This window comes from Pseudomonas phytophila (genome assembly GCF_025643095.1).
GTDB classification, from domain to species: domain Bacteria; phylum Pseudomonadota; class Gammaproteobacteria; order Pseudomonadales; family Pseudomonadaceae; genus Aquipseudomonas; species Aquipseudomonas quasicaspiana.
On sequence record NZ_CP081201.1, the window covers coordinates 3,857,638 to 3,871,590 of the forward strand.

A 13,953-nucleotide genomic window follows, 5' to 3' on the forward strand; every position below is an offset into this window, starting at 1 on the left:
ACCCGAGCTGTGTCAGAAACACCGCTATCTCAGCCTTCGGCAGCTCCTACAGCTCGTTCACAGGTGTCGAGTTACTTCGCCCACTGCTCCTTGATCACCGGCGGTACTTTGCTTGGGTCTACGCCGCGCAGGCGCAGAGCGTCTTCGTAGTACTTCTGGGTGGTTCCGCTTTCATAGAGTTTGGCGAATTCCTTGCCGACGAAATCCCGGAAGGTCTTGTCATCTTCGTAACGCACAGCGCCACTGGTGCTCACCGCGACGATAGGCGTTGGCAGGATCAACGTCCCTTTGCGCACTTTGGCTTGTTGCAGCGCCAGCGCCGGGTGGAAGTAAGACAGGCCATCGACACGGCCTGCATAAAACGCAGCAACGCCTTCGTCCATGTTGGTGTAGCGCTCCAGATGGGCCTTTTTGAAGGTCTTGCTGAGGATCAAGTCCGGACTGCTGCCCTGGGTGACGCCAATACGCACGTCGTCACGGTCCAAGTCTTCCCAGGTGGTCGCGGTCAGGCCGTCACGGAGCAATACGCCTTGGGCATACCAGAAGAATGGCTGCTCGGGAAAATCCACAGCCTTGCGACGTTCTTCAGTCGGGTCCAGCACCAGCATCAGGTCAATCTGACCGGATTGAAGTGCAGCGACCGAGTTACCCCACGTAGTTTCGACCGTAACCAGTTTGACGCCCAGTTCCTTGGCGATGTCCTTGCCCACGTTGTAGCCGATGCCGTTCCACTCCTCGGTGGCAGGATCCTTGAAAAACCAGGGCTCCCCCTGAGCGACACCAATCCGTAGCTCGCCTGAATCGTGGATCTGCTTCCAGGTCGAGGCCGACTCTGCGGCCTGAGCGATGGAAACGGTGGACAGCAGCGCAGCGGCAATGACTCGCGCGTAGAAACCTAGAGACTTCATCGAGGTGATCCTGTTGACGTTGTTGACCCGTGTGGGGGGACGAATGATGGCAATTCGCACAGCGCATTCAAAAGAATTAATAGTATGTTTTTAATTACCTCAAGGAATATCAGAACAAACAACCTACCGAAAAATCAGATACCCGAAGGTAACGATTTGTAAAACATCCCCGACCATCTCACCGACGGGCGCGCTTCTCAAGAGGTTTGGATGTGTTTCTATCCATGACACCTCTGTTACACATTCAAGAATGAAAGGAGTCGTCGCATGCCCGCCCACTCGTTAAGCCGCCGTCACTTCATTCAGGCAAGCTCAGCGCTGGCCGCAATGGCTGCCTTGTCTCCCCTGCTTCCGGCATTTGCGTCGACATCGCTGTTGACCCGCAAGATTCCCTCATCAGGTGAAGACTTGCCGGTGATTGGCCTGGGCACCGCCCGCACCTTCAATTTTGCACTGACTTCAGAAGAGATGACTCCGGCGCTGGAAGTACTCAAGACGCTACTGAATGGCGGCGCAAAGTTGATCGACACCGCGCCGAGTTACGGGGAATCACAATCCGTCACAGGTGAATTGCTGACCCGCGCCAAAGCCCATGGCCAGGCGTTTATCGCCACCAAGGTTTCGTCTACAGGACGTGAGGCGGGTTTGCAGCAAATAGAGCAAGCGTTCAAACAACTGCAGACCGAGCGTATCGACCTGATTCAGGTGCACAACCTGCAAGACACGACCACTCAGTTGCAGACCTTGCGCGAACTCAAGCAACAGGGCCGTATTCGCTACATCGGCGTGACGCATTACGTCGAGTCGGCTCACGATGAACTGCTGGCGGTGCTACAGAAAGAGAAAGTGGATTTCGTTCAGGTCAACTATTCCATTGGCGCCCGCAATGCTGAAAAGCGTCTATTGCCCTGGTGCGCCGATAATGGCGTCGCAGTGCTGGCCAACCGCACCTTCGAGGCCGGTCGACTGTTTGCCAAGGTCAAAGGCAAGCCATTGCCGGATTGGGCATCTGCCGAACTGGACGCCAGTTCATGGGCACAACTGATGCTCAAATTTGTGCTCGCCAACCCAGCCCTAACCGCAGTGATTCCGGCAACCAGCAACCCGCGTTATGCTGCCGACAACCTTCTGGCAGGCCAAGGCCGATTGCCGGACGCCAGGTTGCGTGAGCGGATCGCCGAACAGTTCGCCTGATCACCCACAGCCGGGAGCGTATCCGTGTCCTTTGTTGACCACCCACTGATCCATCGCGCGGCTCGGGCCATCAACGCCGAGCCAGAAGAGTTGCGCCCGGCACTGGCTGGCTTTGCCCTCTTCTTCTGCCTGTTCTGTGGCTATTTTATGCTGCGCCCGATTCGTGAAGCGATGGGGATTCAGGCGGGCGTAGAGAATCTGCAGTGGTTATTCACAGCCACGTTTGTGGTCATGCTGATTGCCGTACCGCTGTTTGGCTGGCTCAACTCTGTAGTGCCACGCGTCCAGTTCGTCGACTGGGTATACGGATTCTTTGCCATCAACCTGCTGTTTTTTGCCCTGACCTTTGCCCTTCATGACGACAGCGTCTGGCTGGCGCGAGCGTTCTACGTGTGGATCTCGGTCTACAACCTGTACGTGGTGTCAGTGGCCTGGAGCCTCATGGCCGACGCGTTCGATGGCGCGCAGGCACGGCGGTTGTTTGCGTTTATCGCGGCGGGCGCCAGTGTGGGCGGCTTGGTGGGGCCACTGATCAGTGCGTTCTCGATTGACGTGCTCGGCCAAGGCGGACTGGCGCTGTTCAGTGCGTTATTGCTGCTGCTGGCATTGGCACTGAAACGCTACCTCATGGCGTGGCGCGAATCTGGCGGCGCAGGACGGCCCGGTGCACCACCCGCTGAAAACCCGCGTCGGCCAGTGGCGGGCAACCCGTTCAGTGGCATGCTGCGAGTGCTGCGTTCGCCCTATCTGCTGGGCGTGTGCCTGTTCGTCGTATTGCTCGCCACTGCCAGCACCTTTCTGTATTTCGAGCAGGCGCGACTGGTTTCGGAGTTGTTTGCTACGCGTGAAGAACAGATCCGCGTGTTTGGCCTGATCGACTTTGCGGTGCAGGCCGGTGCTCTGGTCTCGCAATTGTTCATCACCGGACGCATCGCTCAACGCTTCGGTATCCGGGTGCTGCTGGCGGGCGTACCGGCGCTGGTCTGCATCGGTTTCATCGGCCTGGCGCTGGCACCGACCTTCGCCATGTTGGCCGGACTGATGATCGTGCGCCGCATCGGTGAGTACGCGTTTATTCGGCCCGGTCGGGAGATGCTCTTCGCCCCGCTGGATGCCGAGACCAAATACAAAGCCAAGAACTTCATCGATACCGTGGTCTATCGCGGCGGCGACGCCATCAGTGGCTGGGCCAAGAGTCTGCTGGACATGCTGGGTCAAGGCACTGCGCTGGTCGCCTTGGTGGGCGCAATCTGTGCGGCACTCTGGGCGGTCACGGGGTGGTATCTGGGGCGGCGGATGGATCGGGACGTGATCGAAGAGCGTGTGAAAAACACTGATCATCTGGATTGAAATGCGATTCCTGTAGGAGCTGCCGAAGGCTGCGAGGCATTTATCCTGATACACCCCGATCGCAGCCTTCGGCAGCTCCTACAGGCCCGATGTCAGCCGCGCGACAGCGCACTGTAGCCCGAGCCTCCTGTCAAACAGGAACCGCAACATCGCCATGCCCCGTAGCATCCAGCGCCTGGCGTACAAACCCACTGGCTTTCTGCCGTTCGATAAAGCGCTGCACAAACTCAGCACCCGCCGCGCGCTGGCGAGGAACGGCCATCGCCTGGCGAATCGAGGTGAACGCCCCTTCCAGCACCCGATAACCTGAATGAGCAGCGGCGAATTTCTCCAGTGGCTGGCGAACCCCGGCTGCTGCGTCCAGCCCTTGTTCCAGAAACAAATCGACTGCCGCAGCAGAGGTTTCTGCGCGGCACAGTTCGGCGTGCTGCAGTGTTCTGCTCAGATAGAGGTCGTAAGCCGCGCCTTTACCCACCGCCAGTCGCAGGCCACTGCGATCCAGTTCGTCCACTTCCTTGAACGCAGAATCTGCGGCGACAAGGTAAGTTCCTTCGATGGCTACGTAAGGATCACTGAACGCGATCTGCTCAGCGCGCACGGGCTCGATGGCCAGAAATGCGACGGTCCATGCAGCCTGTTCCAGTGCGGCGAACACCTTGCCTGCCGCGTCGAACGTAACCATTTGCAGACGCACGCCCAGTTCTTCGGCCAAGGCTTTTGCGAGCTGAACGGAAACCCCTTGAGGGCTGCCATCGGCCGCCTGCTGCGCGAGCACCGGATTGCCAAAATTGATGGCAGCGCGCAGAACGCCGTCAGGCGCCAGGTCAGTCAGTACCGCCGGGGATATTTCGTTCATGTCTTCTCCTGATTATTTTAGGCACGGCAAATTGCAACTGTAGGAGCGAGCTTGCTCGCGATAGCGTCAGTTCAGGCGATAATTTTTCCATAGCAAAATGGAATCGCGAGCAAGCTCACTCCTACAGGATCCAGTTCAGCCTAGAACAATGCGTTTGAAATAACGCCCTCAAGCAGCTCAATAATTCGCAATTATTACCAATCCCGCAACAGTGTTTTCCCTAAATGCGGAATGACAATTTGTCGCAGGCAGGGCTTTTTTTGATATCGTTGCAAAAGTAACCAGTTAGTTAATTGTTTGCGGAGTTCCATCGAACTGAGCCGTGTTGTCTGCGTCGAGCCCGAAAAGTTCGCTCGCGACCTCTGCCCGGAAGCAGCATCACCGACCGCTTCCTCCACTACGCTTAACCTTTCACACAAACGCTCACGCGTTATCAGGATCATGCACCATGACTAAGTCTCAACCTACGGCATCCGTCAGCCGCTGGCCCATCTGGGTCGCGGCACTCGGCGTGTTGGTATTTGGATTACTGTTCACAGGACTGGGCGGCTTTCTCGTCACGGTTGGCGGCAGTTGGTACTTCCTGCTTGCCGGTCTCGGTATGCTCGTCTCGGCAGTACTGCTCTTCAAACAGCGCCTGACAGGTGCCTGGCTGTTCGCGGTCGTCATGGTGCTGTCCATCATCTGGGCCCTGGCTGACGCCGGTCTGAACTTCTGGCCGCAAATCTCCCGCCTGTTCGCACTGGGCGTATTGAGCCTCGTGGTTGCGCTGGTCTACCCGACCCTGCGCAAAGCCAATGGCCTTGTGAGCGGTCGCGGCGGTTACGCGCTGAGCGGCGTGCTGGCACTGGCCATCGTTGGCGGCGTGTGGGGCATGTTCATCCCGCACGCGTCGGTCTCCCCGACCGGTGACGGCCCAGGCCTGACCAAAGTCGACCCTGCCAAAGCGCAGAAAGACTGGGCCCATTACGGTAACGATGAAGGCGGCAGCCGTTTCGCGGCGCTGGACCAGATCAACCGCAGCAACGTCGCCAGCCTGGTGCCCGCCTGGACTTACCAGACCGGCGACGTGGCGATCAGCGACGGCAACGGTGCCGAAGACCAGATGACCCCGCTGCAAGTCGGCGACAAGGTGTTCATCTGCACCCCGCACAACAACGTCATCGCACTGGATGCCGACACCGGCAAACAGCTGTGGAAGAACGAAATCAACGCACAGAGTAAGGTCTGGCAGCGCTGCCGTGGCCTGGCGTATTTCGATTCGACGGCCGCACTGGCTCAGCCGGTTGACGGCAGCACACCCGCCACTGCTGTCTCGGTACCCGCGGGTGCCAACTGCCAGCGTCGCCTGCTGACCAACACCATCGACGCGCGCCTGATTGCCGTGGATGCTGACACTGGCGAGTTCTGCCAGGGCTTCGGCACCAATGGTCAGGTTGATCTGAAGGCTGGCCTGGGTAACGTGCCGGACTCCTACTATCAACTGTCGTCCGCACCGCTGATGGCCGGTTCCACGGTAGTCGTGGGCGGTCGTGTGGCTGACAACGTTCAGGCTGACATGCCAGGCGGCGTGATCCGTGGTTTTGACGTGATCACCGGCGCGATGCGCTGGGCATTCGACCCGGGCAACCCGGAAGACAAAAATGCACCAGCGGGCGACGCCACGTATGTGCGCAGTACGCCAAACAGCTGGGCGCCGATGTCTTACGACCCGGCGATGAACACCATCTTCCTGCCAATGGGCAGCTCGTCCACCGACATCTACGGTGTTGAACGTACCGAACTGGACCACAAATACGGCGCTTCGATTCTGGCGCTGAACGCGACTACCGGCGAAGAGAAGTGGGTTTACCAGACCGTCCACAATGACTTGTGGGACTTCGACCTGCCGATGCAGCCTAGCCTGATCGACTTCACCAAAGCGGACGGCAGCAAAGTGCCGGCCGTGGTGATCGGCACCAAGGCCGGTCAGATCTTCGTGCTCGACCGCGCTACCGGCAAGCCGTTGACCAAAGTTGAAGATGTAGCGGTCAATGCTGGCAACATCCCCAACGAACCGTACTCGCTGACTCAGCCCCTGTCGAGCGGCATGCCGCAGATCGGCACCAAGCGCATGACCGAATCGGACATGTGGGGCGCGACGCCGTTTGATCAGATGCTGTGCCGTATCTCGTTCAAGCAAATGCGCTACGAAGGTCTGTACACCGCACCGGGCACCGACAAGTCGCTGAGTTTCCCGGGCTCCCTGGGTGGCATGAACTGGGGCAGCCTCTCGACTGACCCGGTCCACGGCTTCATCTTCGTCAACGACATGCGTCTGGGCCTGTGGGTCCAGATGGTGCCGCAGCAGAAAGACGCCAAGGCTTCTTCCGGTGGCGAAGCGCTGAACACAGGCATGGGCGCAGTGCCGCTCAAAGGCACGCCGTATGCCGTGAACAAAAACCGCTTCCTGTCGATTGCCGGTATTCCGTGTCAGGCCCCGCCGTTCGGCACCCTGACCGCGATCGACATGAAGACCCAGAAAGTCGCCTGGCAAGTCCCGGTCGGCACCGTTGAAGACACCGGCCCACTGGGCATCAAAATGCACCTGCCGCTGCCAATCGGCATGCCGACACTGGGTGGCACGCTGTCTACTCAGGGCGGCTTGATCTTCATCGCCGGTACGCAGGACTACTACCTGCGCGCCTTCAACTCGGCGAACGGTGAAGAAGCCTGGAAAGCCCGTCTGCCAGTCGGTAGCCAGGGCGGCCCGATGACCTTTGTTTCGCCGAAAACCGGCAAGCAATACGTGGTCATCACCGCCGGTGGTGGCCGTCAGTCCCCGGATCGCGGTGACTACGTGATCGCTTACGCGCTGCCTGACAGCAAGTAATCGATAACAATAAAAACCCGCTGCCACTTAAGGGTGACAGCGGGTTTTTTATTGGCTTTTTTCCGGTTAAAGCCTATCCCACGACCTGCCGCCAATATTGAGATGCTCCTGTAAGAGACTCTATGTTGGCCCGCCCCCCCCTCCTGTGGGAGCGAATTCATTCGCGAAGAGGCCGGTGCATCCGCCGCCTTTGTACCGACTAAAATACTATCTTCCCGAATGAAGTGGAGCGCCACCCCGGTCGCTCCCACCGGTCCTGCATGAGCTTGAGGTGCTACCAACCTGTGCGAGGCTTGCCCTCAATACCGGCGCTATGGTTCAACGGGCCTACCGATAACTAACTAAATCGCCTTGCGCTGCCCCTCCAACCCCATCACCGACGCCTCAACCAGCGCACGCGCCGCCTCCAACTGATGCACAACCGAGCGCGCCAACGCCCGAAACTCCGGCGTATGGTTATCTGCAGATTCGTAAGCCGTAGCTGCGGCGCAGGTTAAGTATTCGCAAGCAAGCACCAGAGCATCATCAATGCTGACATCTGGTTTTACCGTGAAGAGGCTGAAATTTGGTGCGGATTTGATCATGTGGGATCTCCCTAATAGATTGAGACGCCATGGCGCAGCCTGCTAATTTAATGTCAGCGCACTGGTTGGCGATTATTACTCCTCGATTGGGGCGGCCTGTCAAAACCGGTCGCTGGTTACGCGACGGGCGGAGATTATTCGGTGAATGAGAGCGGTGCAACAAGCGCTGTCTGATGTAGCGAAATTTCGGAATAGTCCTACAGGCGGATGAGTTCTAGCGTGTAGGCTCCTGCGTAGAGCGCTCAATGTAACTCTCAAATTGCAACGAATCGGGGGCAGACCATGATTAAGTAAAACAATCGTGGCCTGCCCCGTTTTTCCCTGCATGGAAAACTCTAATCACCACGCGAAATATAGCCTACCTACAAACTGAGGCCATCCTCCAGGGTCTATGTCAGCGATTTAACATTCAAACTTTCAATTGAATCGATTAAAGTTGAAGCTTCACGCTGTACATCAACGTCGCTACTTAAAAAAGGAACTTCACGCAACACCTGAATCATCTTATACGGCCTGCATAAACTAGCCGCCTAAGAATTCGAATTGAGCCTAGTAAGAGCAGCAATTAACTCACCATCATACCGTTCTCCCGCCAGAACATCTTGCTCAAGAAAGGACTCAGCGAAAGGTATCAGCTCCTCAACAAATAAATTCTGCCGAAGCGCACGACATATAGATCCCAATTCCAACTGAGGTAGTGGAGTATCGCGAACATCCATATACCATTCACTCAAATATGAAATACTGGATTCCGGCGACCATTCAATCGAATATTTTTTCCTCCAGCGCTCTAAATGTCATATGCCTATCCCATTTAATGCCAATTCAATACGACCAGTAGTTTTCAATGCTCTCTGGCGCGCAGCCAAAGTAGCAGGATTACCGACGTCGTGGAGGATATCAGCAGGTAGATTATCCCAGTAACCTCAGCCCGTTTGGGGGACTGGGTCACCCACCATATCCTTCAATTTACCTGTTATGTCGCTGCCTTTAAAACCATTCAAAATGTTGTCAATTTTATTTACGGCTCTTTGCTGCCCTTGACTTAGCTTAGCGACAGCTTCTCCAGCTCCATTGGCACCAAATTATTTGTCTTTATAGCGAATATCCTCTCGCATAAGGCGTAAAACTTCAGACCAATTCCACAGTATCCCTGGGATATGATTCTCAGGCACCATCTTTCCGCGGTCACTTTCAGGGAAAATTTTCATTGCCGCTTCGCAATGGCTATAGAACAAATTGAAGCAATCGCCTGTAATATTATCTAGAACGATAAAGCTTTGCGCTTGCTCATCTAGAGCCTCGTATATCTTTCTCATACAGCTAAATTGATCATGAGTGAAGAGTGCTCTTGTGCCTTCGACAATACAATCAAACACCCCACCTGAAGTCCCCCAGCCTGAAGACTCATTTATTGATATGTACATACCCATAGGGATCACCGCAAAATTAATATTTTATTTTGTTGCTCTTGTGGCAGCAACTGGAAATGGGGGTCAGACCACAATTACCGTACTATTAAAGTAAAAATCGTGGTCTGTCCCCGTTTTTTTTTCAGCCTTTCCACACGTTTACTCCGGAGCGTAACAAAACGGATCTGCATCAAACCCATTCCAAAACACCCATAGCCTTCCACAATCCGAGCATTTAAGAAAACTGCTCATCTGTTTATAGAGTTCCTCTAGATCATTCCCTCGAAAATCATCAAACCTATCATCAGAAATCATCAGCCATTCGTTTGGATTGGGTATTGCACCAAACCCTAACCTAATACCACACGTACAAATTATTGAAGGCATATCATTACCTGCAGTGACAATATCTTTCGAAAATCGGGGTCAGACCACGATTAAGCACACTGACCGATCTTACAGCCTAGCTAGCCACGCAGGGTTGGCGCAACCAAAGCATTTTGAATAATAGTGGTCTGACCACATTTTCTCTGAAACGGGTTTTTCTAGCCCTTATTTGGCGAAGGAGCATTTATTAATACACCTTGTATTTTCGTTAGACGCCAAGGATAAAGCACTAAGAGCCATTTTTACTCTGGCCGGCAACTCGGAACTATTCCTACCTTTCCTAGGCACGGCAATCAATCTATAACCATCCCTAAAAACGTCATAACTATACAAACCTTTTTTTGCCATTGAAACAAATGATTTAAGGTAACGATCCCTTTGAGCAGTAGTACTGAAAGTAGGAATATTTACCTCAACGACCTCAAACTCATAATCGTCATGTAAAGAAAGAATATATTCATACACCAACTCATAATCAGAAACTGAATTCCTTATTGATGCAGGGACAAAACCCCGCCCACCAGTCGCGAAATGTGCAAGCACTCCATTAATGAAGGATGCAAAAAAATCCAAGTCATTCACCTCTATAAACCCATCATCCATTTTCATCATTCTAGCCCAAAAATATTCATGCAATTCTCACAACGCGAAATCACACGCCCTGCTCGAGGGCGAACAGCAGAAAGAATTTGAGTCAGACCACGATTAAACACAAACCTAACCATCTCAAAAAACAAACCATTAAAGATTGAATAAAACAATCGTGGCCCGCCCCCATTTTCCTTCTTTTAAAAGTCGTCATCCCAGAATTTCTTCGGAACAGCATAATCTCCGTCAACTATAACCGGACACCATCCAAAATCAGCATAAAACAACAACAACTCATAAACACTAAACTTATCGGGCTCTATTTTTTTTAACGTAATTAGCCCTGAAGCACAGTGGGTGTAGGCCCCACCGGCACCAGCAAGCGCACGCTGCTCCAGCTTTTTTCGATCCCAATCGATTACGGTACCTTCAACGACAAGAAGCGGAGATTGAAACAATATTTCAAATTTATCTGAAACCTTACACAGACATGGTATTCGCTCCTGAACAACCAAGTTTTCCGCTATAAGATTTTGTGGAAACTTAATATTTAATATCACCTCAGCACACTCCGAAAAACTACAATTTCACCTGCAAAAACTGGAAATCAATCGGGGGCTGACCCCGTTTTTCCGGACCCCGTTTTTCCGTCACACAACTCTACTACCTCGTGAACCAACGTCCAAAGGCCTCCCGCAGACTTCGGGTTTTTTTGCCTTCCTTCTGCGGTCCGTGAGTGCCAGCCACCTCAGGACAAAGTAGGTCGCCGGGATAGTGCGGATGCCCAACACATCGGCTGTCATCCAGCTTGAAAGCTTCGACGGCAGCGATCGCCTCAATGCACCAACGACCGAAATAGCTGCCCATCTCAAGCGGATTTTTTTCAGGATCACCGTAGTGGTACCACCAAGGCTGCTGTTTGCCGCGTCGGTTGAGCTCCGGATACCAAGCATCAACAAAATCATGCAGCAGAAATGCCTGCTGATCTTCGGACGCATCAATGGCTTTCAGCAGTCGCGCATAAGGTTTGGCATGCAAAAGAACATCACCAATAATGCGTGAAGTTTGGCGACTAGCAATTATGCGATCCAACAAAGTGTCTTTGCCTTCTTGAGCTATGAGCATCAACAATCGGTTCCACTGCTCGTCGGGATTACCTAATGCGAGCGCCAACCCGACCAACCAAAAACACCAGATATAATGGTTGAGATTAGAAACATCAAACACCCAATCACGACAAGTTTGCAGATTGTGCTAAGCACACACTTGCTCAGCCAAGTCATTCGACAATTCCCAAGCATCCAATAACTCTGAGAAAGATAAACCTATTTCAGATATCGGATCGCCTTGAAAGTAGCGTCTAAGCATTAGACGTAAGATATCCCTCGATAGATCAAACGAAAACTGGGGGTCGTAAAGCGGATTCTGTGAAGGTCGAGACAATAGTTCTCCCGATTTCTCTATCCAGAGCACATCCTTAGCAACCCGCTCACGCCAGTAATTAACGTCAGCTATGGAATCTCGGATCATGGTTCTGCTCCAGCAAGATTTGTATTGGTGGAAAGTATCTTAGACGTATCAATGGCCTTGGGCTTACCTAAAGAATCAAGCACTTAGATTTCAGTCGACCCATTTGCCCCCGTCCTTACAACCCAGGTCTCGGTGCGTCCAGTCTTAATCGCGCTTGGAGAAACTGGGGTCAGACCACGATTAAGCATAACCTAATCATTTAAAAAACCAAATTATTAAAGATCGAATAAAACAATCGTGGTCTGACGCCGTTTTCTACGCTCACGATTTTTCACTACCTAATTTTCTTGCCTTTTTCCTTTAAAATCTCGCACCCGGAGAAACTGGGGACAGACCACGATTGAGCACAACCTAATCATTTAAAAAACCAAACTATTAACGATCGAATAAAACAATCGTGGTCTGACCCCGTTTTTCTGTTTCCCCAATCGTGGTCTGACCTCGCTTTTCCATACTCTCGTTTTTTTTCGGTAGAGAGCGATAACTCAGGATCCGCTGTAGTAACTATAAAGATCCGCATCAGGCCAAAACTCGTCATAAGCCGTTAATGCACTTCGCAAGGCCTCACTACGAGGATCATCCGAAGGATTCATCTTCAAAATCACGAAATCTTTAATTTCGGACCATTGAAGCTCTCGCATGCAAAATGCCACAGCTTCAAATGGTGTATTACGGGATGTTAAAATCAGCTTAAACTTATCTATAAAATCCGCCTTATTCTCCGGATTTTTTTTTACAAACTCTAAAACATTCAACAATGACATTTCATAGGAGCCCTCGATATCTTCATCAAAAGCGGCCATTGCCAACTCACAAAGAATATAAAACTGTTTAATCACGCTATTCATTTAGGCACCCAACTCCCCTTTCTTGGATTGTTAGAATCTGGCACCCACACTTTCTCTATATATTTACCGGCCACATCAAGTCCTTTTTGAGAGAACGCACGTTCTGCTGCGGCCTGCGCCGCACTACCGGATGGTTCATAATGCCAGAAGAATTATCTATGTACTTAACTTCTCCTCGCACAATTTTCACCTCTCCCGCTGCAACCACTGGTTTACCATTCGCGAGATCAATGTGACCTCCACCTACTTCGTTAAATTTTCGGCCGGTTAGGAAAACCGGGGTCAGACCACGATTAATCAAATAAAAACTCCAAGCTTCCTTCAGTGGGCGGCGACGGGCCCACGAATAACTCTTTAAAACAATGGTGGTCTGACCCCGGTTTCCGTGACCCCGGTTTCCGCACATGCGAAAAAATAAAACCCAAGATATTAAGGAGCGGATAAAACGATCTCAGTCTGACCGCATTTTTTGCCTCAACTCAGAAAGAAACCCTCACTAAAGAGACCTTTAAGTTCAAGTCTACGCCTCGAGAAATAGAGAAAATCATCTTGTACATCTTGAAAGCATTCCGTCACTCGCGCCAGATAACCGTTAGAAATTTCATCGACAAAAAAACCTGCATCACTTATGCTTTTTACGTCCACTGCTTCCGCAAACTCGCCACCGTAAAACATAGCCCACCCCATATCTGGCACGTCGGGCTTAATGCTTGAATTGAAAGACCCAATTTGAAAGCTATTATTTTTTATCTTTGCTTCAGCCTCTAGACCGTCAAACAAATGCATGCATGCGATCTGGGGGGGAAATATGGCACATAACAGTCTAAATACGGAATACCAGTCAATTTTTGCGGTACAGGCTGCACGAATAACTATTTCGCCAGGGACAATTACTCCTTTAGCGTTCATCATAGTATGAACAACACTCCCTGAAGATTTTATACTTTTTTTCCGTGCCCAAGCAAAGTCCTCGAAAAACTCTGAAAGCGCCCCATTGACGCGAACAGCTATAGGGGACGCCCAAATATTCTCGCTTCCATCTATCCCGACAAACGGACTCGTTATTTTATCGGCATTGTTTGAAACATACTCGGGCGTAAGTAAGCCACCATTATCGGCCAGCAAATCCAGCAGTTGGCGACCAACCATCCAGTCAGCAGTATGAATACGAGTCCTAATTGCAATTTGAATGTATGCTTTCATATTTTCAAAACTTCGTCACTTCACCAGTGGCCGGATTGTACCTGAATATATCTCCGCCGGTACGCCTGGGGAAAATTAGGGTCAGATCACGATTAAGCACACCCTAATCACTTCAAAAAAACCAAACTATTAAAGACCGAATAAAATAATCGTGGTCTGACCCCGCTTTTCATAGAACTCCGCCCGGAGCTCTCTAGATCTCGCATCCTTCTCTCAACAGT

The 13,953-nt window shown here is 52.2% G+C and carries 14 protein-coding genes; 3 read left to right on the plus strand and 11 right to left on the minus strand.

Translation table 11 applies throughout. The features are described from left to right. Positions 1–71: 71 nt before the first annotated feature. A complete protein-coding gene (locus K3169_RS17450) occupies positions 72–908 on the minus strand; it encodes a transporter substrate-binding domain-containing protein (protein WP_122394657.1) in 837 nt (278 codons plus the stop codon). A gap of 267 nt (positions 909–1,175) precedes the next feature. On the opposite strand from K3169_RS17450, the gene K3169_RS17455 reads away from it, so the two are divergent. Then, the gene (locus tag K3169_RS17455; RefSeq protein WP_263267249.1) at positions 1,176–2,102 is read left to right on the plus strand and encodes an aldo/keto reductase; all 927 of its coding nucleotides are present in this window, start codon (positions 1,176–1,178) and stop codon (positions 2,100–2,102) included. Positions 2,103–2,126: 24 nt separating this feature from the next. Further along, positions 2,127–3,452: an NTP/NDP exchange transporter gene (locus K3169_RS17460; protein ID WP_263267250.1), complete on the plus strand. Its 1,326-nt coding sequence runs from the start codon at positions 2,127–2,129 to the stop codon at positions 3,450–3,452. Between the two features lie 130 nt (positions 3,453–3,582). On the opposite strand, the gene K3169_RS17465 is transcribed toward K3169_RS17460, so the two are convergent. After that, complete coding sequence (locus K3169_RS17465; protein WP_263267251.1) at positions 3,583–4,308, minus strand: ABC transporter substrate-binding protein; 726 nt, start codon at positions 4,306–4,308, stop codon at positions 3,583–3,585. 448 nt (positions 4,309–4,756) lie between these two features. Between K3169_RS17465 and K3169_RS17470 the strand changes: the two genes are divergently transcribed. Beyond that, positions 4,757–7,180, plus strand: coding sequence for a glucose/quinate/shikimate family membrane-bound PQQ-dependent dehydrogenase (locus K3169_RS17470; protein ID WP_263267252.1), 2,424 nt, complete (start codon positions 4,757–4,759; stop codon positions 7,178–7,180). Between the two features lie 341 nt (positions 7,181–7,521). Here the strand turns inward: K3169_RS17470 and K3169_RS17475 are convergent, their stop codons facing one another. The 9 genes from K3169_RS17475 to K3169_RS17510 form a co-directional block, all read right to left on the minus strand. After that, a complete protein-coding gene (locus K3169_RS17475) occupies positions 7,522–7,764 on the minus strand; it encodes a DUF6124 family protein (RefSeq protein WP_263267253.1) in 243 nt (80 codons plus the stop codon). A gap of 530 nt (positions 7,765–8,294) precedes the next feature. After that, on the minus strand, positions 8,295–8,531 hold the full coding sequence (locus tag K3169_RS29805) for a contact-dependent growth inhibition system immunity protein (protein ID WP_411567052.1): 237 nt from the start codon (positions 8,529–8,531) through the stop codon (positions 8,295–8,297). A gap of 318 nt (positions 8,532–8,849) precedes the next feature. Further along, positions 8,850–9,197, minus strand: coding sequence for a hypothetical protein (locus tag K3169_RS17480; protein WP_263267254.1), 348 nt, complete (start codon positions 9,195–9,197; stop codon positions 8,850–8,852). A gap of 531 nt (positions 9,198–9,728) precedes the next feature. Further along, positions 9,729–10,166: a hypothetical protein gene (locus K3169_RS17485; RefSeq protein WP_263267255.1), complete on the minus strand. Its 438-nt coding sequence runs from the start codon at positions 10,164–10,166 to the stop codon at positions 9,729–9,731. 185 nt (positions 10,167–10,351) lie between these two features. Beyond that, complete coding sequence (locus K3169_RS17490; RefSeq protein ID WP_263267256.1) at positions 10,352–10,711, minus strand: hypothetical protein; 360 nt, start codon at positions 10,709–10,711, stop codon at positions 10,352–10,354. Between the two features lie 103 nt (positions 10,712–10,814). Next, complete coding sequence (locus K3169_RS17495; RefSeq protein WP_263267257.1) at positions 10,815–11,378, minus strand: PoNi-like cognate immunity protein; 564 nt, start codon at positions 11,376–11,378, stop codon at positions 10,815–10,817. 27 nt (positions 11,379–11,405) lie between these two features. Further along, positions 11,406–11,681, minus strand: a complete 276-nt coding sequence (locus tag K3169_RS17500; RefSeq protein WP_263267258.1) for a DUF1910 domain-containing protein — start codon at positions 11,679–11,681, stop codon at positions 11,406–11,408. Positions 11,682–12,166: 485 nt separating this feature from the next. After that, positions 12,167–12,529, minus strand: a complete 363-nt coding sequence (locus K3169_RS17505; RefSeq protein WP_263267259.1) for a hypothetical protein — start codon at positions 12,527–12,529, stop codon at positions 12,167–12,169. A gap of 474 nt (positions 12,530–13,003) precedes the next feature. Next, entirely contained in the window at positions 13,004–13,732 is a 729-nt protein-coding gene (locus K3169_RS17510) for a hypothetical protein (protein WP_263267260.1), read from the minus strand. Between the last annotated feature and the right edge of the window lie 221 nt (positions 13,733–13,953).

Excerpts from the sequence above, each read along its gene's own strand:
- K3169_RS17450 (WP_122394657.1), bottom strand. The coding sequence starts at position 908 with ATGAAGTCTCTAGGTTTCTACGCGCGAGTCATTGCCGCTGCGCTGCTG.
- K3169_RS17455 (WP_263267249.1), top strand. The coding sequence starts at position 1,176 with ATGCCCGCCCACTCGTTAAGCCGCCGTCACTTCATTCAGGCAAGCTCA.
- K3169_RS17465 (WP_263267251.1), bottom strand. The coding sequence starts at position 4,308 with ATGAACGAAATATCCCCGGCGGTACTGACTGACCTGGCGCCTGACGGC.
- K3169_RS17470 (WP_263267252.1), top strand. The coding sequence starts at position 4,757 with ATGACTAAGTCTCAACCTACGGCATCCGTCAGCCGCTGGCCCATCTGG.
- K3169_RS17475 (WP_263267253.1), bottom strand. The coding sequence starts at position 7,764 with ATGATCAAATCCGCACCAAATTTCAGCCTCTTCACGGTAAAACCAGAT.
- K3169_RS17480 (WP_263267254.1), bottom strand. The coding sequence starts at position 9,197 with ATGGGTATGTACATATCAATAAATGAGTCTTCAGGCTGGGGGACTTCA.
- K3169_RS17485 (WP_263267255.1), bottom strand. The coding sequence starts at position 10,166 with ATGGATGATGGGTTTATAGAGGTGAATGACTTGGATTTTTTTGCATCC.
- K3169_RS17500 (WP_263267258.1), bottom strand. The coding sequence starts at position 11,681 with ATGATCCGAGATTCCATAGCTGACGTTAATTACTGGCGTGAGCGGGTT.
- K3169_RS17505 (WP_263267259.1), bottom strand. The coding sequence starts at position 12,529 with ATGAATAGCGTGATTAAACAGTTTTATATTCTTTGTGAGTTGGCAATG.
- K3169_RS17510 (WP_263267260.1), bottom strand. The coding sequence starts at position 13,732 with ATGAAAGCATACATTCAAATTGCAATTAGGACTCGTATTCATACTGCT.